The organism is Hyphomicrobiales bacterium (assembly GCA_030688605.1).
In the GTDB taxonomy this organism is placed as follows: domain Bacteria; phylum Pseudomonadota; class Alphaproteobacteria; order Rhizobiales; family NORP267; genus JAUYJB01.
Genome location: JAUYJB010000171.1, coordinates 1 through 19,848 on the forward strand (window position 1 = coordinate 1; position 19,848 = coordinate 19,848).

At 65.0% G+C, this 19,848-nt stretch carries 23 protein-coding genes; 21 read left to right on the plus strand and 2 right to left on the minus strand.

Annotation, left to right across the window (positions count from 1 at the left end; all coding sequences use genetic code 11):
• On the plus strand, positions 1 to 206 hold a 206-nt coding region (locus Q8P46_17915; GenBank protein ID MDP2622021.1), incomplete at its 5' end, for a hypothetical protein.
• 91 nt (positions 207 to 297) lie between these two features.
• Here Q8P46_17915 and Q8P46_17920 read toward each other — a convergent pair.
• Both Q8P46_17920 and Q8P46_17925 read right to left on the minus strand, forming a co-directional pair.
• Positions 298 to 1,332 (minus strand): fatty acid desaturase, encoded by a 1,035-nt coding sequence (locus Q8P46_17920; GenBank protein ID MDP2622022.1) that lies wholly within the window; start codon positions 1,330 to 1,332, stop codon positions 298 to 300.
• A gap of 151 nt (positions 1,333 to 1,483) precedes the next feature.
• A complete protein-coding gene (locus Q8P46_17925) occupies positions 1,484 to 1,693 on the minus strand; it encodes a cold shock domain-containing protein (GenBank protein MDP2622023.1) in 210 nt (69 codons plus the stop codon).
• Positions 1,694 to 2,277: 584 nt separating this feature from the next.
• On the opposite strand from Q8P46_17925, the gene Q8P46_17930 reads away from it, so the two are divergent.
• From Q8P46_17930 to lpxI, 20 genes are all read left to right on the plus strand, one after another.
• Complete coding sequence (locus Q8P46_17930) at positions 2,278 to 2,424, plus strand: hypothetical protein (GenBank protein MDP2622024.1); 147 nt, start codon at positions 2,278 to 2,280, stop codon at positions 2,422 to 2,424.
• 94 nt (positions 2,425 to 2,518) lie between these two features.
• Positions 2,519 to 2,770: a hypothetical protein gene (locus Q8P46_17935; protein ID MDP2622025.1), complete on the plus strand. Its 252-nt coding sequence runs from the start codon at positions 2,519 to 2,521 to the stop codon at positions 2,768 to 2,770.
• Positions 2,771 to 2,865: 95 nt separating this feature from the next.
• The gene (locus Q8P46_17940) at positions 2,866 to 3,162 is read left to right on the plus strand and encodes a hypothetical protein (protein ID MDP2622026.1); all 297 of its coding nucleotides are present in this window, start codon (positions 2,866 to 2,868) and stop codon (positions 3,160 to 3,162) included.
• Positions 3,163 to 3,191: 29 nt separating this feature from the next.
• Positions 3,192 to 3,455, plus strand: a complete 264-nt coding sequence (locus Q8P46_17945) for a DUF1488 domain-containing protein (protein MDP2622027.1) — start codon at positions 3,192 to 3,194, stop codon at positions 3,453 to 3,455.
• Positions 3,456 to 3,778: 323 nt separating this feature from the next.
• Entirely contained in the window at positions 3,779 to 3,925 is a 147-nt protein-coding gene (locus Q8P46_17950; protein MDP2622028.1) for a hypothetical protein, read from the plus strand.
• A 93-nt stretch (positions 3,926 to 4,018) separates the two neighbouring features.
• Positions 4,019 to 4,165, plus strand: a complete 147-nt coding sequence (locus tag Q8P46_17955) for a hypothetical protein (GenBank protein ID MDP2622029.1) — start codon at positions 4,019 to 4,021, stop codon at positions 4,163 to 4,165.
• A 236-nt stretch (positions 4,166 to 4,401) separates the two neighbouring features.
• The gene (locus Q8P46_17960) at positions 4,402 to 5,955 is read left to right on the plus strand and encodes a hypothetical protein (protein MDP2622030.1); all 1,554 of its coding nucleotides are present in this window, start codon (positions 4,402 to 4,404) and stop codon (positions 5,953 to 5,955) included.
• A 198-nt stretch (positions 5,956 to 6,153) separates the two neighbouring features.
• Positions 6,154 to 7,254, plus strand: a complete 1,101-nt coding sequence (locus Q8P46_17965; GenBank protein ID MDP2622031.1) for a 30S ribosomal protein S2 — start codon at positions 6,154 to 6,156, stop codon at positions 7,252 to 7,254.
• Positions 7,255 to 7,334: 80 nt separating this feature from the next.
• On the plus strand, positions 7,335 to 8,264 hold the full coding sequence (gene tsf / locus Q8P46_17970; GenBank protein MDP2622032.1) for a translation elongation factor Ts: 930 nt from the start codon (positions 7,335 to 7,337) through the stop codon (positions 8,262 to 8,264).
• Positions 8,265 to 8,370: 106 nt separating this feature from the next.
• Entirely contained in the window at positions 8,371 to 9,084 is a 714-nt protein-coding gene (gene pyrH / locus Q8P46_17975; protein ID MDP2622033.1) for a UMP kinase, read from the plus strand.
• 66 nt (positions 9,085 to 9,150) lie between these two features.
• Positions 9,151 to 9,714: a ribosome recycling factor gene (gene frr, locus Q8P46_17980; GenBank protein ID MDP2622034.1), complete on the plus strand. Its 564-nt coding sequence runs from the start codon at positions 9,151 to 9,153 to the stop codon at positions 9,712 to 9,714.
• 14 nt (positions 9,715 to 9,728) lie between these two features.
• A complete protein-coding gene (locus Q8P46_17985; GenBank protein ID MDP2622035.1) occupies positions 9,729 to 10,526 on the plus strand; it encodes an isoprenyl transferase in 798 nt (265 codons plus the stop codon).
• A 65-nt stretch (positions 10,527 to 10,591) separates the two neighbouring features.
• Positions 10,592 to 11,401, plus strand: a complete 810-nt coding sequence (locus tag Q8P46_17990; protein ID MDP2622036.1) for a phosphatidate cytidylyltransferase — start codon at positions 10,592 to 10,594, stop codon at positions 11,399 to 11,401.
• Between the two features lie 43 nt (positions 11,402 to 11,444).
• Positions 11,445 to 12,635 carry a 1-deoxy-D-xylulose-5-phosphate reductoisomerase gene (gene dxr / locus Q8P46_17995; protein MDP2622037.1) on the plus strand — a complete coding sequence of 397 codons (1,191 nt, stop codon included), beginning with the start codon at positions 11,445 to 11,447 and terminating at the stop codon, positions 12,633 to 12,635.
• A 65-nt stretch (positions 12,636 to 12,700) separates the two neighbouring features.
• Complete coding sequence (rseP, locus tag Q8P46_18000) at positions 12,701 to 13,846, plus strand: RIP metalloprotease RseP (protein ID MDP2622038.1); 1,146 nt, start codon at positions 12,701 to 12,703, stop codon at positions 13,844 to 13,846.
• A gap of 139 nt (positions 13,847 to 13,985) precedes the next feature.
• Complete coding sequence (bamA, locus tag Q8P46_18005; protein MDP2622039.1) at positions 13,986 to 16,361, plus strand: outer membrane protein assembly factor BamA; 2,376 nt, start codon at positions 13,986 to 13,988, stop codon at positions 16,359 to 16,361.
• A gap of 81 nt (positions 16,362 to 16,442) precedes the next feature.
• Positions 16,443 to 17,507, plus strand: a complete 1,065-nt coding sequence (lpxD, locus tag Q8P46_18010) for a UDP-3-O-(3-hydroxymyristoyl)glucosamine N-acyltransferase (GenBank protein ID MDP2622040.1) — start codon at positions 16,443 to 16,445, stop codon at positions 17,505 to 17,507.
• A gap of 47 nt (positions 17,508 to 17,554) precedes the next feature.
• The gene (fabZ, locus tag Q8P46_18015) at positions 17,555 to 18,019 is read left to right on the plus strand and encodes a 3-hydroxyacyl-ACP dehydratase FabZ (protein MDP2622041.1); all 465 of its coding nucleotides are present in this window, start codon (positions 17,555 to 17,557) and stop codon (positions 18,017 to 18,019) included.
• Complete coding sequence (gene lpxA / locus Q8P46_18020; protein ID MDP2622042.1) at positions 18,012 to 18,830, plus strand: acyl-ACP--UDP-N-acetylglucosamine O-acyltransferase; 819 nt, start codon at positions 18,012 to 18,014, stop codon at positions 18,828 to 18,830. Before fabZ ends, lpxA begins: the two co-directional genes overlap by 8 nt.
• Before the next feature lie 2 nt (positions 18,831 to 18,832).
• Positions 18,833 to 19,711 carry a UDP-2,3-diacylglucosamine diphosphatase LpxI gene (gene lpxI, locus Q8P46_18025; protein MDP2622043.1) on the plus strand — a complete coding sequence of 293 codons (879 nt, stop codon included), beginning with the start codon at positions 18,833 to 18,835 and terminating at the stop codon, positions 19,709 to 19,711.
• The last annotated feature ends 137 nt before the right edge of the window (positions 19,712 to 19,848 follow it).

A 19,848-nucleotide genomic window follows, 5' to 3' on the forward strand; every position in this document is an offset into this window, starting at 1 on the left:
GGCTCGCCGGGCGATGCGGTGCATCGGCCAACAGCCGCAACACCGCCACGGCGCAAAAGAACCCGGCCTTCGGTGGGCCAAATCGGCCCACCGGGTTCGTTGCGGCGCTCGCCCGATATCCCGTATCGCGCGTCGCGGCCCGCGCCTACCCGGACGAACCGATTTGGCCCATCGAATCGATCCCCTATAACCATGAACCGCTCTAGGCGGGTCTTAACCCGTGTCGGACATCGTATTCGGCCTCGATCGTTCATATGAGGACGTTCCGGGCCCGAGGGCGCGCGACAGACAAGGGCTTTAGCCCGACGGCCGAACCTCGCGGAATGACATCAAGCGGCGCGCCCTCTCGTCCCACAGCACGAGGCGCGCGCAGCGAAAACTCTCGGACAGCGTCAGCCGGCTGACATCGCGGAGTTCCGGATGGTCGCGCAGGACGCGCGGAAGCCGATAATACGGGATCCGGCTACACAGGTGATGCACGTGATGCAGGCCTATATTGGCCGTGAACCAGCGCAAGAGCGCGGGGAGGTCGTAGTGTGAGCTGCCGTGAAAGGCAGCTTCGTGCCAGTTCCATTCGCCGTCATATTCCCATGTCGTGTGCTCGAATTGATGCTGCACATAGAACAACCACACGCCGACTGACGCTGCGAGCAGCGTGATCGGAAGATGCACCAACAGGAATGCTTTGATGCCGATGAGCCAGACCAGCGTGGAGACGACCAGGGCGATCGCGAAATTGGTCCCCATCGCGCTCGCCCAGGGCTGCCAGCCGCTGCGCATCAGTCCGGCCGGGAATCGCTGCTGCAGCAGGAACAGATAGGCGGGGCCGATGCCGAACATGACCAGTGGGTGTCGGTAAAGACGATACCGTAGCCGCCCCCACGTCGAGAGCGCGCGATATTCGGCGACGGTGAGGGTGTGGACGTCGCCGTGACCACGGCGGTCGAGATTCCCGGAGCTTGCGTGGTGCATGCCGTGCGTCCGCCGCCACAAGCCGTAAGGTGTGAGCGTCACTACGCCGATGATGCGGCCGATCCAATCGTTTGCCAGCCGATGACGGAAGAAAGAGCCGTGGCCGCAATCGTGCTGGATCATGAAGAGCCGCACCAGGAACCCCGCCGCCGGCAGGGCGAGCGGCAGCGCGAGCCAATAGCTGAAATCGAGCGTTGCCCACATCGATACCCAGAGCGTCGCAAGCGGCAGGACCGTGATCAAGATCTCGACGATGCCACGACCGTCGCTGGGCCGTCCGTAGCACGCGAGAACCTTTGTCCTGGCGCGCGCATCCGGTGGGACAGCAACGGTGGGTACGGGCTCTTGCTTGTTATTCAATCAATTGGACCTTCTTTTTTGGGGCAGCCCGCGCACCGGTTTAAGAGTGTCGCCAGACGCCCAGAGGCCGGAAATTGAAAAAAGCCGCAGCCCGGTTTGCGGGCGGCAGCTCTATTAGTGGCGAAGCGGGGCTGCACAGACCGCTTGCGTTCTACGTGGTCTCGGTCGCGCGGACGGCAACCTTGCCGCTGCGCGGATCGCTTTGTGTGTCAGACTTTGCTTTCTGGCCGTCTCTCAGGCCGGCGATGCCCGCGCGCTCGAGCGCAATGGCATCGACGAACAGGTCCTTCTCGCCATCGTCCGGCTGGATGAACCCGGAGCCCTTCTGACTATTGTAGAATTTTACGGTGCCGGTGTTCATGGAGATGTCCTTTCACTGGCGCAGGTGCATTTGAGCCAGGGCCGCGTCTTGGCGCCACCTGAAGCCCGGTTTGTCGATGTTGGGAGAGGATTCCGATCATGTGCCTGGCGTACAGCGAAGGCGAAACGGCAGGATTGTTGGGCCGTCGATGGCTCACAAATAGTACGCTACGACGTTCCTTGCAAGGCAAGCCGCGAATGAACGCACTTGACGGCCCGTCCACACACCCCGCAGCAGGTGTTGTGACGCCGTATATTGTCCACGAATTTCTTAGGGCCTAAACTCACTCTTTTCGACGCTGCAGTCAGCCTACACGGTCCAGCTTCATCCGTCCACTGATTAATTATCATCCTGTGCCTGTGATCTTAAATATTTCTGTTGGCAAGACTTGTTTTCCAGCCATCCTATCCTACATTCACATTGTTGTTTGAATGATGACCATTCAAAAGACATTTAATTAATATTTTGGAGGTACTTGCATGATAAACACTCCTTCGAACGCGGCCTCGAACGTGAACGCAGCCGCTGCAAAGCCCGCGAGCCCCACGGCCGAGATGAAACAGATCGTCCTCAAGGAGATTGGTGTGAAGTGGAATAAGTTTTCCGAGCAGGACCTTTCCGATCTCAAAGGCAGGGACGACCTTGTGACACAGATCGTGGCCAAGTACGGCAGCGAGAAGGGGCAAGCCCAGCGCGATGTCGATGCCTTATTGAAGGGCCGCCAGATCTGACCTGAGTCCACAGACGAGATCGAGGTCGCTTTTTTGCGGCCTCGGTCGGTATTCGCACAAGCATAATCGCGTTGCCGCAGTGAGGACCCAAACCATGGCCGGCTTTGACTACGGCACCGAGGCGGAGTTGTTTCCCACCCGCAACCGGAAATCCTGGCGACAGCCGCTTGGATACAGACGGTTCGCGCGGGCGGCGGACGCCATTCGTTTCGCCATCGAGGAGCTTGCGCCCGAGTTTCTTCTCGGAGCCTATCTCGAAGTCGACGAGGAACGATACGACAAGGCAGGAATTCGTCGCTTGTACGAGAGCGCCGACTATCCCCTGGCCCGTCCCGCGGCGGCTTAGATCATGATCTTCGTGCCGGCGCAAACGATCCGGCCCGCCGGCGCGGCCTGCGTTTTCGAGCAACCAAAGCCGATCCGAGCACAAGGCGCACAATCATGACCGACAAAACGATCGAACTGGATCAGCATCGCGGGATGACGGCTCAGAAGGCCACCGATCTTCGTCGACTGTTGGCGGACGTGGAGGCCAATGAAAGAGCCTTGCGCCTTCGCCAGGATGAATTGGAATCTCACCTGGTGGCGGCGCCGGCCGCGAATTGGCCCGAAGCCGCCGAGAAGGCGCGCTATCTTCTCAACCTCTTTGCCACTTCGCTGATCGTGCAAGACCCCCGCAGACAGACACTGATCGCCGCCGTACTCGCTGACTTCGAGCGGCTCGGCCGCGACTGCTAGAGCGAGATGGGATCATACGGAATCTGGTCATGGCGCTTAACTTTCCAAATCAAAGCCGCTCCTATGATGCGACACGGCGCGCGATTCGGTTTTGGGGACACGACAGTGCAATGGAGGCTTCGTTCTTTGTGAACGAAGACGCGTTGAAAGCAATTCACCCCGACATGCGGCTCGACGAGGCTGGCCTTCTCACGGCCTTCGATTTGAACCGCGATTTGATTTACTCAGCCGCGGTCAAAGTCTATGGGCGCGGTCACAAGGGGTCTTACGAACTGATGCCCGCCGACTTTTGATCCGCTATTTTCCGGATGAACTCCGGTTTCGAGCAAAATGGTTAGGCCGTAGACGCATCAGCGCGCAATCTCAGGCGGCTCGAGGCAAGTTTGATCGTCTCGCGGGCGTCCTGCGGACGCTTCCGGGCGTCATCGACGTGGAGATGTCGTAAATCTGTCACATCCCCGTCAAAAACCGTATCAAAACCGTTGGAACCGCTGGAATCCGAGCAGTCCCGCATTGTCACGCGGTGCCGAAATGGCTAGGTTCAGCCCGAATGGCCGGGGTTCATGCGGGAAATTCCGATATGACGACCATATCAGGCGCTCAGGGGAGATGGGGGATGTCGGACAGAAGTGAGCGGACCGCGACGGCGGCCGCCGAAAACACGCTGAAAAATTACAGCAAACCGACTTTGAGCAAAGGGCTCGTGCTGAGCCGCATAACGGCGCTGGTCCTGGCGTCCGGTATCACGGACGCTGGGGAATAATCTGCCGGATGGCTTTGAATCGCCGGGTCTTCGCCGAACAACCGACAAGCGACGCCGGCCATGGGACGCAGCGACAGTTCTGGGAGACGGGGAATGACGAAGAAAGGCGAGCGAAAAGCGACGGGGGCCGCCGAAAGGACGCCGAAACCCTATAGCAAGCCGACGCTGAACAAGGGACCCGTGCTGAGCCGTATCACGGCGGAGGGCGGCGGGTCCATGACGGACACCTTGGTGACCTAGCCCGTCGGATCGCTCTCGCGCGGCGCCTTGGCGTCGAAGGTTCGCGGGACGGCGCCGGTCATGAGCATTGACGGCAAGATTGGGGGCAGGGGGATGACAGAAGAGCGCGAGCGTCCGCCGGCGCGGCCTTCCGAGAAGGGCCTGAAGCCTTACCGCAAGCCGACGCTGAGCAAGGGGCCCGTGCTGAGCCACATAACGGCGGACGGCGCGGTGTCCGGTCTTACTCAAGGATAGGCTTGCCGCACCTCGTCCGCGTCTCCGATTGGCCGCCGCTTCTGTGGGGCGCGCGCATCGACCGGCGCGGGCTGGGACGGATCTATTGCGGCAAAGCCGTGGAGGAATCCGGCGAAGGCGTCCTTGCCGCCGCCTGGTCCGGTCCCTACGCCGGCTCTTCGCCGCTCGCGGCCATGACCTCCATCGGCACCGGGCTACTCATGACGCCCGACGGCATCGTCGCCTTCTGCGGCAACGCCGGCAGCGACGTCGTCTTCATCCATCGCGGTGCCGGCGAGCTGACCGTTTCCAACGCCCTGCCGGCCGCGATCGCCCTTGCCGGCACCGCGCTGAAGCGAGGCTATCCGTACTACAATCAGGACTTGATCACCTACCGCTTCGGGCCAGAGCGCTACCGGCGCGCAATCCCGTGCGCGCGCGGACGAATCGAGCCTTACTATCGGGCCGTGCATATCGGCCGCAATCTTGCGGTGTCCCCGCTCGATCACGACTATGACCGCGAATTCAAGGACTTCGCCCGATATCGCGAGACCCTGATTGCCGAGCTGAAGCTCCTGTTCGCGAACGCGGCCGACCGCGGCCGCAGCGTCCGCTATCGCCCCATCGTGACCCTCTCGCGCGGCTATGACTCGACGGCGGCCGCCGTCCTCGCCCTTAACGCGGGTTGCGGCGAGGGCTTCACCCATGGCCAGGCGGTTGGCGCGCCGCCGGGCACCTCCGACAGCGGCGCGCATATCGGCAAGATGCTCGGCCTCAAGGTAACCGAGTTCGAGACCTTGGCCTATCAGGGCCGCGAGGATTTTCCGGAAGCCGAGTTCATCGCCTCCGGCTATGGCGGTCCGCAGGTCTACATGGCCGGCACCGAGACCGCGCTGAGGGGGCGGCTGATCGTCACCGGCTTCGGCGGCGATGCGATTTGGCACCGGGACCATGGCGTCCATGCGCCCGCGAAGGCGCCGTTCTATGCCGGCGGCTATAGCGGGGTAAACTTCAATCTGCGCCTGCCGGCGCTTTCCGTCGCTGCGCCCGCCATCGGCGCGGGAGCGCCCGGGCGCATCGGCGCGCTGTCGCGCTCGGCCGAAATGCGGCCTTGGTCGCTCGGCGGCGACTATGATCGGCCGCTGCCGCGGCGCATCGCCGAGCAGGCCGGCATTCCGCGCGACGCCTTCGCCGCGGCCAAGCAGATGGTGACCCCGAGCTATGACAGCGCCGGACGGCGCGCGCCGCCCCTTGAAGCTTATCTGTCGCCGTGCACGCTTGCCGAATTCGAGCGCTACCTGGCCGAGGAACGCCCGTTTTCTCCCTGGCGCGCGCGCTTTCGCAATGGGTTTGCGGGTCTCGCAAGGCGCCTGGTCTGGTCCAAGAAGATGCACCGTTTCGCGCGGAAATTCGGCTTGGGCTGGCCGCCGTTGCCTTCGTTCTTCTGGCACCTCAGAGCCGGCATCCGGCGCAACGGCTTCCTGTTCCACTGGGCCGTCGCGCGCGTCGCCGGCGGATATGGCGAGGCGTTGGCAAAGACGCGCCGGGACGGCCGCGAGGAAGCGTTGGACGCCTGAACGCGGGCCGAAGGCGAAGCGCGCCTCGCCGCCGCTTGTCTTAACCGCTTCGGCCCGCTATAAGGCCCGCCATCACACACGCGGAAATCGGCGCTGCCTGCGGGAGACATCCGCCGGCGGCCCTCCGGTGCCCGGCGCGGCGAAAGCCGAACGTTCCGGGCTTCTTCCGCGGCGGACCAACCGGAAAAGGAATGCTGCATGGCTCTGCCGGAGTTCAATATGCGCCAGCTTTTGGAGGCTGGCGTTCATTTCGGCCACCAGACCCACCGCTGGAACCCCAAAATGGCGCCGTATATCTACGGCGAACGCAACAAGATCCACATCATCGACCTGACCCAGACGGTGCCGCTGATGCATCAGGCGCTGAAGACGGTGAGCGACACGGTCGCCGCCGGCGGGCGGATCCTGTTCGTCGGCACCAAGCGCCAGGCCTCCGAGCCCATCGCCGACGCGGCCAAGCGTTCGGCGCAATATTACGTCAATCACCGCTGGCTCGGCGGCACGCTGACCAATTGGAAGACGATCTCCCATTCGATCGCCCGGCTGCGCAACCTCGAGGAGACGCTGGAGGCCGGCACCCAGGGCCTGACCAAGAAGGAGCTCCTGCAGCTCACCCGCGAGCGCGACAAGCTGGAGCGCGCGCTCGGCGGCATCAAGGACATGGGCGGCACGCCCGATCTGTTGTTCGTGATCGACACCAACAAGGAGCAGATCGCCATCAAGGAGGCGCAGCGGCTCGGAATCCCCGTCGCCGCGATCCTCGATTCCAATTGCGAGCCGGACAACATCACCTATCCGATCCCCGGCAATGACGACGCCGGCCGCGCCATCACCTTCTATTGCGACCTGGTCGCACGGGCCGCCGTCGACGGCATTTCGCGCGCCCAGGGCGAGGTCGGGGCGGATATCGGCGCGGCCGCCGAGCCGCCGATCGAGCCGGTCGTCGAGGCGCTGGCCGGGGAACCGGCGCCGGAGGCCGCCGCCGAGTTCGCCGAGGGGGAGGTTCCCGCCATCACCGAGGTCTCCGAGGCCGTCACCGTCGAAGCGGTAACCAGCGAGGACAAGTTCATATCCTTGGAGTCGCCGCGCGGGGCAGCCGACGATCTGAAGAAGATCGGCGGCGTCGGCCCGGTGCTCGAGCAGAAGCTCAACGATCTCGGCATCTACCATTATTGGCAGATCGCCGCCTTTACGCCGGAGGACGTGACGCGCATCGACGAGGAGCTCAATTTCAAGGGCCGCATCGAGCGCGACAATTGGATCGAGCAGGCCAAGGCGCTGGCCGAGGGCACGGATTAGGCGCCGGCGGCGGGGGGCTCCCCCGCGGCCGCGGGCGCGGATCGGCAATTCAGGCTCAAGAGCAGGCTTAAGAGGTTGTCATGACGAAGATTTCCGCGGCACAAGTCAAGCAACTCCGCGACAAGACCGGCGCCGGCATGATGGACTGCAAGACGGCGCTCGGCGAGACCGGCGGCGACATGGAGGCGGCCGTCGACTGGCTGCGCACCAAGGGCCTCGCCAAGGCCGCCAAGAAAGCCAGCCGCGTTGCCGCGGAGGGGCTGGTGGCGGTGGCGACCGACCGCACCAAAGGCGCCGTCGTCGAGGTCAATTCGGAGACCGACTTCGTCGCCCGCAACGAGATTTTTCAGGACATGGTCGCCAAGATCGCCGATCTCGCATTGCAGGCCGATGGCGACCTTGCCGTGCTCGGCGAACTGACCTTTCACGGCTCGTCGAACACCGTCAACGAACAGATCGCCGAGATGATCGGCTCCATCGGCGAGAACATGACGCTGCGGCGCACCGCGGCGCTGTCGGTCGACGACGGCGTCGTCGCCAGCTACGTGCACAGCGCGGCCGCGCCTGGAATGGGCAAGATCGGCGTTCTGGTGGCGCTGAAATCGACGGGCGACGCCAACAAGCTGCAGGCGATCGGCCGGCAAATCGCCATGCATGTCGCCGCCGCAAGCCCGCTCGCCATCACCGCGGACGAGCTCGACCCGGCGGTGGTCGCGCGCGAGCGCGCGGTCTTTGCCGAACAGGCGCGCGAATCAGGCAAGCCGGATGCGATCATCGAAAAGATGGTCGAAGGCCGCCTGCGCAAGTTCTACGAGGAGGCGGTGCTTCTTTCCCAGGCCTTCGTCATCGACCCGGAAAAGACCGTCGAGGAGGCGCTCAAGGCGGTCGAGACGGAGGTCGGCGCGCCGATCATGGTCAAAGGCTACGTGCGCTTCGCGCTCGGCGAGGGGGTCGACAAGAAGGACGAGGACTTTGCCGCCGAGGTCGCGGCGTCGTCGTCGCCAATCTGATCTCTGGTGGGGGCGCTTGCCGGGTCGCCCCGAATCGCTGACTAATCCCGTCTCCGGCGCGCCGGCACGAGCGGTCCGGAGCACGCCGTCAGGGGCGCTACCCGATATGGCTCTGACCTACCGCCGCGTTGTACTGAAAGTCTCCGGTGAAGCCCTGATGGGGCCGCAGAGCCACGGCCTGCATCCGCCGACGCTCGAGCGCATCTGCCGCGACATCGCCGCTGGCGTCGAGGCCGGCGCCGAGATCGCGCTCGTTGTCGGCGGCGGCAACATTTTTCGCGGCCTTGCCGGCGCCGCCGACGGCATGGATCGCGCCGATGCCGACCAGATGGGCATGCTGGCCACGATCATCAACGCGCTGGCCGTGCGCGACATGCTGGAGCGCCTCGGCATGGCGGCGCGGGCAATGTCGGCGATCGCCGTGGCCTCGGTGTGCGAGACCTTCAGCCGGCCGCGCGCGCTTGAGCATTTGCGCAAGGGCCGCGTCGTCGTCTTCGCCGGCGGCACCGGCAACCCGTTCTTCACCACCGACACCGCATCCGTGCTGCGCGCCGCCGAGATGGGCAGCGACGCGATATTGAAGGGGACGCAGGTCGACGGCGTCTACAGCGCCGACCCGAAGACCGACCCCAAGGCACAACGCTATGATAGGGTGAGCTATGACGAGGCGCTGGCCAAGAGGCTCGAGGTCATGGACGCAACGGCGATCGCTCTTGCCCGCGACAACCAGATACCGATAATTGTCTTCTCGATCCAAACGGCCGGGTCATTCGCTTCGGTTCTGAAAGGGCAGGGCCGGTGCACCGTGGTCACGCCGTAATGCGCGCCGGCAATTCATGCCGGGCCATGGCGGCGATGCGCAGACGCTAACAGCGGGAACGGACCCATGCAGACTGATGAGTTCGATATCAAGGACCTGGAACGCCGCATGAACGGCGCCGTCAGCGCCCTGAAATCCGAGCTCGCCGGCTTGCGGACCGGCCGCGCTTCCGCCGGCCTGGTTGAGCATCTGCCGGTCGAGGCCTATGGCGCGCACATGCCGCTGAACCAGATGGCGACGATCTCGGTGCCCGAGGCGCGGCTCATTTCGGTGCAGGTCTGGGACCGCTCCCAGGTTGCCGCCGTCGAGCGCGCCATTCGCGAGTCCGATCTCGGCCTGAATCCGGTGGTCGAAGGGCAGAGCATGCGGATCCCCATTCCCGAGCTCAACGAGGAGCGCCGTCAAGAAATCGTAAAGGTTGCGCACAAATATGCCGAGCAGGCGCGCATCGCCGCCCGCAATGTCCGTCGCGACGGCATGGAGCACCTCAAACGACTTGAAACGGACGCGCATATGAGCCAGGACGAGCATCGCGCCTGGGCGGACGAGGTGCAGCAGCTGACCGACCGAACGATCAAGACCATCGACGAAACGCTGACCGCCAAAGAGGCGGAGATCAAGCAAGTATAGGACACCGGTACTCCATGGCCGCAGGTTACGAGAGCTTGAGCGACGCTGTGCGGCGGCCTGAGCTGGCCGACGAGCAGCATTCCGACGCCCTGCCGCAGCGGGCGCCGCGTCATGTTGCCATCATCATGGACGGCAATGGGCGCTGGGCGCTGGGGAGGGGATTGAGTCGCAGCCAAGGCCATCGCCGCGGCGTCGAGGCGGTGCGGCGGATCGTGCGCGCCGCCCAACCGCTCGGCATCGAATATCTGTCGCTTTATGCCTTCTCCAGCGAGAACTGGTCGCGGCCGGCTGAAGAGGTGCGCGAGCTGATGGGGCTAATCAAGCGGTTCATCCGCCAGGATTTGGCCGAACTGCACGAGGCGGGCGTGCGTGTGCGGGTGATCGGCGCCCGCGACAATCTCGGCCCCGATCTGCGCAAGCTCATCGAAGACTCCGAAGCTCTGACCCGCGACAATCGCGGCATGACCCTGATCGTCGCCTTCAACTATGGCTCGAAGGACGAGATCGCGCGCGCCATGCGCCGGATCGCCGACGAGGTGCTGAGCGGCGCGGTGCGCCCGGACGAGATCACCCCCGCCTTCCTCGATGCCCATCTCGACACCGCCGGCGTCCCGGAGCCGGATCTCCTGGTGCGGACCAGCGGCGAGCAGCGGCTTTCCAACTTCATGCTGTGGCAATGCGCCTATACGGAGTTGATTTTCGTCGACGCGCTATGGCCGGATTTCACCGGCGAGACGCTGCAACAGGCCATCGACGAATATCATCGCCGCGAACGCCGTTTCGGCGGCGTCACCGCCAAATCCCGCGGCTGACGGCAGCCGGCGGGTGGCGGGTCGGGGGGGTGTTCATCGTGCCGGCCGACTCAGAACCAGACACCGTGTCCACGGACCTCTCGCTGCGGCTTGTAACGGCGCTGGTGCTCGCGCCGATCGCCATGGCCGCTGCCTGGGCCGGGTCATGGGTCTATGCCGCCCTGATCGCGGTTTCGGCCGCCATCGTGGTCGACGAGTGGCTGATGATTTGCGGCCACCGCGCAAGCCGTTGGCTCCAGGCGCTGATCCTTGTCGCGACGGGCGTGCTCGCCTATCTGGCGCTTTCGGGCAGGCCTTTGATCGCGCTTGCTTTCGTGGCGGCGGCGGCGCTGCCCATGGCGGCGCTGGGGCGGCGACTGTGGGGGTGGTTCGGGCTCGGAGTGTTTTATGCCGGCCTGCCGGCGACGGCGCTGCTTGTGCTCAGGGCCGACCCCGAATATGGTCTGGCGGCGACGCTGTGGCTGTTTGCGACCGTCTGGGCGACGGACAGTGCCGCCTTTGCCTGCGGCCGGCTCCTGGGCGGGCCGAGGCTGTCGCCGCGGGTCTCGCCCCACAAGACCTGGGCCGGTTTTGCCGGCGGCCTCATCGCCGCGGCGCTTGTCGGCGCCGTCGCCGCCCGGTTGATTGCTGGAGCCTCCTTGGCTGCGCTCATATTGGTCGGCATTGCCGTCTCGATCGTCGCCCAAGCCGGGGATTTGTTCGAATCCGGCCTCAAGCGGCACTTCGGCGTGAAGGATTCTGGTAAACTCATTCCCGGCCATGGCGGCTTGATGGACCGGGTCGACGGCCTGATTGCCGCAGCGCTCGCCGCCGTCGGCTTCGGCATGCTGCGGGCCGGACCGGATCTGGCGGGCTCGGGACTGTTGCATTGGTGAGGACAGCAAGGTGAACCAAATCGCGCCTTGTTCGGCGGAAGACATGAAGCCCGGCGAGACCCGGCGCAAAGTCAGCGTCCTCGGCGCCACGGGCTCGATCGGCCGCAACACGGTCGAGATTCTGGCCGCCAACCCCGGCAGGTTCGCCGTCGAGGCGCTGGTCGCCAACGCCAATGCCGCATTGCTCGCCGAGCAGGCGCGCGCGCTCGGCGCCCGGTTCGCGGTCGTCGCCGAGGAGCGGGCCGGACCGGAGCTCAAGGAGCGCCTTGCCGGCAGCGGCATCGAGACCGGCGCCGGCCGCGCCGCGGTGATCGAGGCGGCGCTGCGCCCGGTTGACTGGCTGATGGCGGCCATCGTCGGCGTCGCCGGCCTCGAGCCGACGCTGGCCGCGGTGCGCCAGGGGATCGACGTGGCGCTTGCCAACAAGGAATGCCTGGTGTCGGCCGGCACCTGCTTCATGGCCGAGGCGCGCCGCGCGGGGGCCGCGATCATCCCCGTCGATTCGGAGCACAACGCCATCTTTCAGATTCTCGCGGACAAGCCGGCTCCGGCGCTGGAGCGCATCATCCTGACGGCCTCCGGAGGGCCGTTCCGCACCTGGGAGCGGGAGCGCATGGCCGCGGTAACGCCGAAACAGGCGCTGCGGCATCCGAATTGGGACATGGGCGCCAAGGTGACGATCGATTCGGCGACCATGATGAACAAGGGCCTGGAGCTTATCGAGGCGCACCATCTGTTCGGGCTGGAAGGCCGCCAGATCGACATTCTCGTGCATCCCGAGTCGGTGGTGCACGGCCTTGTCGAGTTCACCGACGGTTCGATGCTGGCCCAGCTCGGCGCGCCCGACATGCGCACGCCGATCGCCGTCAGCCTCGCCTGGCCGCGGCGCATGGCCGCAGCCGCAAGCCGCCTCGACTTGGTGGCGTTGGGCAGACTGACCTTCGAGGCGCCCGACGAGGAACGCTTTCCCGCCCTGCGGCTCACCCGCGCGGCGTTGAGCGAGGGACCGGCGGCCGCGACCGTCCTGAACGCCGCCAACGAGGTCGCGGTCGAGGCGTTTCTTCGCGGCGCTATCGGTTTTCTCGACATCCCGGCGGTGGTCGAGGCGGTGATGGAGGCCGAGCTCGGCCGCATGTCCGGAGCACGGGCCGGCACGCTGCAAGAGGTGTTGGAGATCGACGCCAAGGCGCGCGAGGCCGCGGCGAAGCGGGTTGCGACGCGGGCCAGCGCCTGAAACAATGGTGCCCGGAGCGCGGACCCGCAGGCGGTTCCGGGCGATAGTTGGAAGTAACTGAAACAATGGACCTCTTCGCAAATCTTGCCTGGGCCGGCGACACGCTGATCGGCTACCTGCTGCCGTTCCTGTTCGTGCTCACCGTCGTCGTCTTTTTTCACGAGCTCGGCCACTTCGTGGTGGCGCGCTGGTGCGGGGTGGCGGTGAAAATCTTCTCGGTCGGCTTCGGGCCGGAAATCGCCGGCTGGACCGATGCCAAGGGGACCCGCTGGCGGCTGTCGTGGATCCCGCTCGGCGGCTATGTGAAATTCCTCGACGACGAGGACGTCACCAGCGCCGCCCCGCATCGCGAGGCGAGGAAAATGAGCGCCCAGGAACGGGTCGGCAGCTTCCATCTCAAGCCGGTGGGCAGTCGCGCCGCCGTGGTCGCCGCCGGACCGATCGCCAATTTCATCCTCGCCATCGCCATTTTCACCATCGTGTTTTCGGTCTTCGGCCGCGAAGTCACCGATCCGCGCGTCGACGTGGTTGCGCCGGACAGCGCGGCGGAAGAGGCGGGCTTCCTGCCTGGCGATCTGGTCAAGTCGATCGACGGAAAGCCGATCAAGACCTTCGCCGACATGCAGCGCATCGTCTCGGGCGCCGCCGCCCGCAGCCTGACGATCGTGGTGCAACGCGACGACTACGAGATAACACTGACCGCGACGCCGCGGCTGAAGGAAATCTCCGACCGGTTCGGCAATACCCAGCGCGTCGGCCTGCTCGGCATTTCACGGTCCGTGGCCGGTGAGAACCTCCAGCGCCAGCGCTTCAGCGTTCCGGCCGCCTTCTGGCTGGCGGTCAAGGAGACTTGGTACGTCACCTCGCGCTCGCTCGGCTATCTCTACGAGGTCATCGTCGGGCGCCAGGACGCCGGCCAGCTCGGCGGTCCGCTGCGAATCGCCCAGGTGTCCGGCCAGGTTGCCACGCTCGGCCTGCTGGCGCTGGTCAACCTGTCGGCGGTATTATCGATCAGCATCGGCCTTATCAACCTGTTTCCGATCCCGATGCTGGATGGCGGGCATCTGCTCTATTATGCCATCGAGGCGACCCGCGGCCGGCCGCTGAGCGAGCGGGCGCAGGAGTTCGGATTCAGGATCGGATTGGCGATCGTTTTGACATTGATGATCTTCGCCACCTGGAACGATCTCGTCCACCTTCGCTTTTTATAAGAAAGGATTGAGTTGGTTGCGATTTGGCTGTTTGCAAGGGAGCAAAAAGCCTGTAAAACCGACATGAGAAAGCCACGATCCGGGGCTAGTGAGTTGCCTTAGTCCCTGGGGGAATCAAGGCAGAGGGAAACGCGGCTGCATGTGGGACTTCATGCGTGTTTTCGGGGGGCTGCTGACGGCTCTGATGTTGTCGATTGCAGGCCTCGGGGGCGCGGTCGTAAGCGTAACTTACCCGGCGAATACCGCTTATGCGCAAACCGGTCCGGTGATCACCCAGATCGACGTGCGCGGCAACCGCCGCGTCGAATCGCAGACCGTCATCGGTTATCTGAGCATCGGCAAGGGCGAGCGCTACGACGCCTACAAGGTCGACCTGTCGTTCAAGGCGCTGTTCGCCACCGGCCTGTTCGAGGACGTCAAGATCACGCTCGAACGCACGACTTTGATCGTCACCGTGGTCGAGAACCCGATCATCAACAGGGTCGCCTTCGAGGGCAACAAGAAGCTGACCGACGCGGTCCTGGGGGCCGAGGTCGAGCTGCGCGCCCGGTCCGTCCTGACCCGCACCAAGGTGCAAAACGACCTCCAGCGCATCCTCACCCTGTATCGCCGCAGCGGTCGATTCGCCGCCCGCGTCGAGCCGAAGATCATCAATTTGCCGCAGAACCGCGTCGATCTCGTCTTCGAGATCACCGAGGGCGACAAGACCGGCGTGTCGCGCATCACCTTCATCGGCAACAAGGCGTTCACCGATTCGGACCTGCGCAAGGTGGTCACCACCGGGGAGACTGGGTTTCTGAGCTTCCTGCGCTCCAACGACATTTACGATCCGGACCGTCTCGCCGCCGATCAGGAACTGTTGCGTCGCCACTATCTGCGCAACGGCTACGCCGATTTCAGGATCATCTCCGCCGTCGCCGACCTCGACCAAGAACGCAACGCCTTCTTCATCATCATCACCGTCGAGGAGGGTCCGCTCTATGCCTTCGGCGCGATCCATATTGAATCCAACGTCCGCGCCATCGATCCGGAACTGCTGCGCGGCGTCGTGCACACCTATGAGGGCGACGTCTACAATCTTGAGCTGATCGACCGGACGCTCGAGGATTTGACCGTCGAGGTTTCAAAGCTCGGATATGCCTTCGCCCAAGTGAGCCCGCGCGGAGAGCGCGACCCGGTTACCCACTCCGTGGCGCTCACCTTCGTCATCAACGAGGGGCCGCGCGTCTATATCGAGCGAATCGATATCCGCGGCAATACGCGCACCGAAGACAGGGTGGTTCGCCGCGAATTCGACCTGGTGGAGGGCGACGCATATAACCGGGTGCTGATCGATCGCGCCGAACGGCGGCTGAACGGGCTCGGTTTCTTCAAGACCGTCAAGATCACGCGCGAGCCGGGCAGCGCGCCGGACCGCGTCGTCGTCGCCGTCGACGTTGAAGAGCAGCCGACCGGCCAGCTCAGCGTGGGCGTCGGCTATTCGACCGCGGACGGCATCCTCGGCGACGTCAGCATATCGGAGCGAAATCTGCTCGGCCGCGGTCAGTTCGTCCGTCTGGCGGTCAGCGTCAGCGGCAAGCGCAGGGACATCGATTTCTCGTTCACCGAGCCTTACTTCATGGAACGGCGCGTAGCGGCGGGCATCGACCTGTTCTCGCGCGAGATCGATCTGACCTCCGAATCTTCCTATAAGAGCCAGCAACGCGGCGGCGGGGTCCGGTTCGGCTTCCCGTTGACTCCGGACCTGTCGCTGACGACCCGCTATCAGCTGTCGCAGGAAGAGATCACCGACATACCGGTTACCGCATCTCCGGCGGTCCTGGCCGAGGCCGGCAAATCGATCGCCTCGCTGGTCGGCTATTCGCTGCGCTTCGATACGGTCGACAACAAGCAGAACCCGACCGACGGTCTTTACATGATCTTGTCGCAGGATCTCGCGGGCGTCGGCGGCGACGTGCAATATCTGCGCACCACGGCCGAAGCGCGGCTCTATCAAAAGATCTATGAGGACTTTGTCGGCGTCTTCCGGGTCGAGGGCGGGCACATATTCGGCATCGGCGACGACGTGCGGATCGCCGACGCCTTCTTCAAGGGCGGCGAAACGATACGCGGCTTCGCTCGCGCCGGCCTCGGCCCCCGCGACGCAACTCCAGGTTACAACGGCGACGCGTTGGGCGGAACAACCTATGTTGCCGCCTCGGCGGAGGTTCAGTTCCCGATCTTCGGCATTCCCGAGGAACTTGGCTTCAAGGGCGCGTTGTTCGCCGACGCCGGAACAGTCTTCGGCACCGATACGAAAGGGAATATCTACCCCGATGTAGATCCTGTGACCCCCGGTAGCCAGCCCGGCACCATCACGGTGCTCGATTCCAGCTCCATCCGCTCATCGGTTGGCTTCAGCGTCCTGTGGAATTCGCCCTTCGGTCCGTTGCGTGCCGACTTCGCTCATGTTCTGACGAGCCAGTCCTTCGACGATGAACAATCGTTCCGCTTCGGCGGCGGCGCGCGATTCTGAGCCGGCGGTCGAGTCGCGCGTCCTTGGGCATCGACGGTCCGTTTCGGCGACGGCCGATGCCGGTGCCGTGACGAGCAGCCTATGAGCGAACCCATTTTTTTTGAACGAAAAGGACCGTTCCGGGCGGCCGAGATCGCCGAATGGACGGGCGCCGAGATCGCCGGCGGCGGCGATGGCGCGCGCGAGCTTTCCGATATCGCGCCGCTGCAGACCGCCGGCCCCCGCGATCTGGCATTCCTGGACAATCCGGCCTATGTCGATGCGTTCACCCGGACCAAGGCCGGCGCCTGCCTGGTGGCGGCGAAATTCTCAAGCCGCGCCCCGCAGGGCCTCGTCGTCCTGGTGACGCCGGATCCCTATCGGGCGTTCGCCGCGATGGCCGGCCGATTCTATCCGGACGCGATGCGCCCGCTGTCGGTTTTCGGCGAGGACGGGCGTGTCGACGGCGCCCATGTCCATGCCACCGCGCGGCTCGAGGCCGGCGTGCATGTAGAGCCCGCGGCGGTCGTCGGCGCCAACGCCGAGATCGGCTCGGGCACGCGCGTCGCCGCCGGCGCCATCGTCGGCCAGAATGTCCGCATCGGCCGCAACTGCGACATCGGCGCGGGCGCAAGCATCCTGCACGCGCTGATCGGCAATCGGGTCATCGTCCATCCTGGCGTGCGCATCGGCCAGGACGGCTTCGGCTTCGTTCTGGGCGCAAAAGGACATACGAAAGTGCCGCAGATAGGCCGCGTGATCGTCCAGGACGACGTGGAGATCGGTGCTGGCACCTGCATCGACCGCGGCGGCAATCGCGACACGGTGATCGGGGAGGGCACAAAGATCGACAATCAGGTCCAGATCGGCCATAACGTGATCGTCGGCCGCCATTGCGTCATCGTCGGCCAGACCGGCATTTCGGGCAGCGTCGAGTTGGGCGATTTCGTCGCGCTCGGCGGCCAGGTCGGAATCGTGGGGCACGTCAAGATCGGCGCGGGCGCGCAGATCGCGGCTTCCAGCCGCGTGCGCGGCGATGTTCCTGCGGGCGCCCGCTGGGGCGGCACGCCGGCCAAGCCGATCCGGGCGTGGTTCCGCGAGATGACGGCGCTAAAGAAGCTCGGCGAGGCCCGCGCGACGGGCAAGGGTCAAACCGACGCCGACTGAGCGGCGGAAAGGGTGCGGTCGCCGGAAAGGCCGAGGGCAAGAGCCGGATGAACGAGACCAAACAGGACCAACTCGAAGCCGTCGACATCATGCGGATATTGGAGCTCCTGCCACACCGATATCCGTTTCTCCTGGTCGATCGGATCATTGACATCAGGGGCGATGAATCCTGTATCGGGATCAAGAACGTGACGGTGAACGAACCCCACTTCCAAGGGCATTTCCCGAATCGGCCGATCATGCCCGGCGTGCTGATCATCGAGGGTATGGCGCAGACGGCCGGCGCCATGTGCGTCATTCATCTCGGCAGCCGCGCCGCGGCCAAGCTCGTCTATTTCATGTCCATCGACAAGACCCACTTCCGCAAGCCGGTGCATCCTGGCGACCGGCTCGAATACCACGTCAGGAAGCTCCGCAACCGAGGCACGGTATGGAAGTTCGAATGCCATGCGCTCGTCGACAATGAACGGGTTGCGGAAGCCGAGTTGACCGCGATGATCGCCGATGCTTGAACGCTCCTCCATGTCCGAAATCCACCCCACCGCCGTCGTCGAGCGAGGCGCCGAGATCGGCGTTGGCGTGCGCATCGGCCCCTATTGTGTCATCGGCCCGGAGGTGCGCATCGGCGATAATTGCGTGCTGCATTCCCACGTCGTGGTGGCCGGCGCCACCAGCATCGGCGCCGACTGCCAGATCTACCCGTTCGCCTCGCTGGGGCATCCGCCGCAGCATTTCAAATATGGCGGCGAGAAGAACCGGCTCGTGATCGGCGAGCGCAACATCATCCGCGAGCATGTGACCATGAACCCGGGCACCGAGCCGGAGGAGCGGGTGACCCGGGTCGGTTCCGATTCGATGTATATGATCGCCTCCCACGTGGCCCATGATTGCGTCGTCGGCGATCACGTCGTGTTCGCCAACAACGCCACCATCGGCGGCCATTGCACCGTCGGCGACCATGTCATCATCGGCGGTCTGGCGGCGGTGCACCAGATGTGCCGGGTCGGCCGCTGCGCCATCATCGGCGGGGTGAGCGGGGTGGTGAACGACGTCATTCCCTACGGCATGGTCGTCGGCGATCGGGCGCGGCTCGGCGGCCTCAATGTCATCGGGCTGAAGCGGCGCGGATTTTCCCGCGAGGAGATCCACACCATGCGCAAGGCCTACAATATACTGTTCGCCGAGGTGGGCTCGTTTGCCGACCGTTTGGAGCAGGTGGCGTCGACGTTCGCCGACAGCGCGCCGGTTCAGGAAATCGTCGCCTTCGTGCGTGCCCCTTCGCAACGCAATCTCTGCCCGCCGCGCCGCTCCGCCGAGGGCTAGACGTGTCATCGCCAGGTACAGGCCGGACGGCGCCATCCGATCGGGCAGGCAAGACGCGTGACCGGCTCGCGATTCTATGCGGCGGCGGAAAGGTGCCGCTCGCGGTGGCCGCCGCGGCGGCCGCGGCAGGCCGCGATTTCGTCGCCCTGGCGCTGCGCGGCCAGGCCGGTCCCGAGGTCGAGCGTTTTCCCCACGAATGGCTGCGTATCGGCGAGGTCGGACGGCTGTTCAAGCTGCTCGCCAAGCATGGCTGCGGGGAACTCGTCATTACCGGCCATGTCCGGCGCCCGGAGGTCAAGAACATCCGTTTTGACCTCGGCGGCATGATGAACCTGCCGCGCATCCTGGCGATGATGATCGGCGGCGACAACCATTTGCTGACGAGCATGATCGCCTTCCTCGAAGAGCGCGGCGGGGTGCGCGTCGTCGGCCCGGACGAGATCGCCCCCGGCCTCATTCTCGACCGGGTCACCGTCGGCGGCCGCAAGCCGAGCCGGCGGGATCTTGAGGATATCGCCCTTGGACGGCGCGTGCTGGCGGCGCTGGCGCCCTTCGACATCGGCCAGGGCGTGGTCGTCGACCGCGGCCGGGTCATCGCGGTGGAGGCGGCCGAGGGCACCGACGCCATGCTCGAGCGCTGCGCCGAATTGCGCGCCGACCGGGTGAGCCGACCTTCCGGCGTTCTCGTCAAGGCGCCGAAGCAGGGCCAGGAGACGCGCATCGACCTGCCGACCATCGGCGCCGGGACGGTTGAGGCCGCGGCCGCCGCGCGGCTTGCCGGCATCGCGGCCGAGGCCGGCGCGACGCTGGTCGCCGACCTCGGCGAATTGGCCGCCACGGCGGCGCGGTTGCGCCTGTTCGTGACCGGCTTTGCCGGCTAGAGCGGTTCATGGTTATAGGGAATCGATTCGATGGTCCAAATCGGTTCATCCGGGCAGGCGTGGGCCGCGACGCGCGATACGGGATATCGGGCGAGCGCCGCAACGAACCCGGTGGGCCGATTTGGCCCACCGAAGGC

Excerpts from the sequence above, each read along its gene's own strand:
- fabZ (MDP2622041.1), top strand. The coding sequence starts at position 17,555 with ATGAACGAGACCAAACAGGACCAACTCGAAGCCGTCGACATCATGCGG.
- Q8P46_17955 (MDP2622029.1), top strand. The coding sequence starts at position 4,019 with ATGACGAAGAAAGGCGAGCGAAAAGCGACGGGGGCCGCCGAAAGGACG.
- Q8P46_17935 (MDP2622025.1), top strand. The coding sequence starts at position 2,519 with ATGGCCGGCTTTGACTACGGCACCGAGGCGGAGTTGTTTCCCACCCGC.
- tsf (MDP2622032.1), top strand. The coding sequence starts at position 7,335 with ATGACGAAGATTTCCGCGGCACAAGTCAAGCAACTCCGCGACAAGACC.
- rseP (MDP2622038.1), top strand. The coding sequence starts at position 12,701 with ATGGACCTCTTCGCAAATCTTGCCTGGGCCGGCGACACGCTGATCGGC.
- Q8P46_17925 (MDP2622023.1), bottom strand. The coding sequence starts at position 1,693 with ATGAACACCGGCACCGTAAAATTCTACAATAGTCAGAAGGGCTCCGGG.
- Q8P46_17940 (MDP2622026.1), top strand. The coding sequence starts at position 2,866 with ATGACCGACAAAACGATCGAACTGGATCAGCATCGCGGGATGACGGCT.
- dxr (MDP2622037.1), top strand. The coding sequence starts at position 11,445 with ATGAAGCCCGGCGAGACCCGGCGCAAAGTCAGCGTCCTCGGCGCCACG.
- lpxA (MDP2622042.1), top strand. The coding sequence starts at position 18,012 with ATGCTTGAACGCTCCTCCATGTCCGAAATCCACCCCACCGCCGTCGTC.
- Q8P46_17985 (MDP2622035.1), top strand. The coding sequence starts at position 9,729 with ATGGCCGCAGGTTACGAGAGCTTGAGCGACGCTGTGCGGCGGCCTGAG.
- frr (MDP2622034.1), top strand. The coding sequence starts at position 9,151 with ATGCAGACTGATGAGTTCGATATCAAGGACCTGGAACGCCGCATGAAC.
- pyrH (MDP2622033.1), top strand. The coding sequence starts at position 8,371 with ATGGCTCTGACCTACCGCCGCGTTGTACTGAAAGTCTCCGGTGAAGCC.
- Q8P46_17950 (MDP2622028.1), top strand. The coding sequence starts at position 3,779 with ATGTCGGACAGAAGTGAGCGGACCGCGACGGCGGCCGCCGAAAACACG.
- Q8P46_17945 (MDP2622027.1), top strand. The coding sequence starts at position 3,192 with ATGGCGCTTAACTTTCCAAATCAAAGCCGCTCCTATGATGCGACACGG.
- Q8P46_17965 (MDP2622031.1), top strand. The coding sequence starts at position 6,154 with ATGGCTCTGCCGGAGTTCAATATGCGCCAGCTTTTGGAGGCTGGCGTT.
- lpxD (MDP2622040.1), top strand. The coding sequence starts at position 16,443 with ATGAGCGAACCCATTTTTTTTGAACGAAAAGGACCGTTCCGGGCGGCC.
- bamA (MDP2622039.1), top strand. The coding sequence starts at position 13,986 with ATGTGGGACTTCATGCGTGTTTTCGGGGGGCTGCTGACGGCTCTGATG.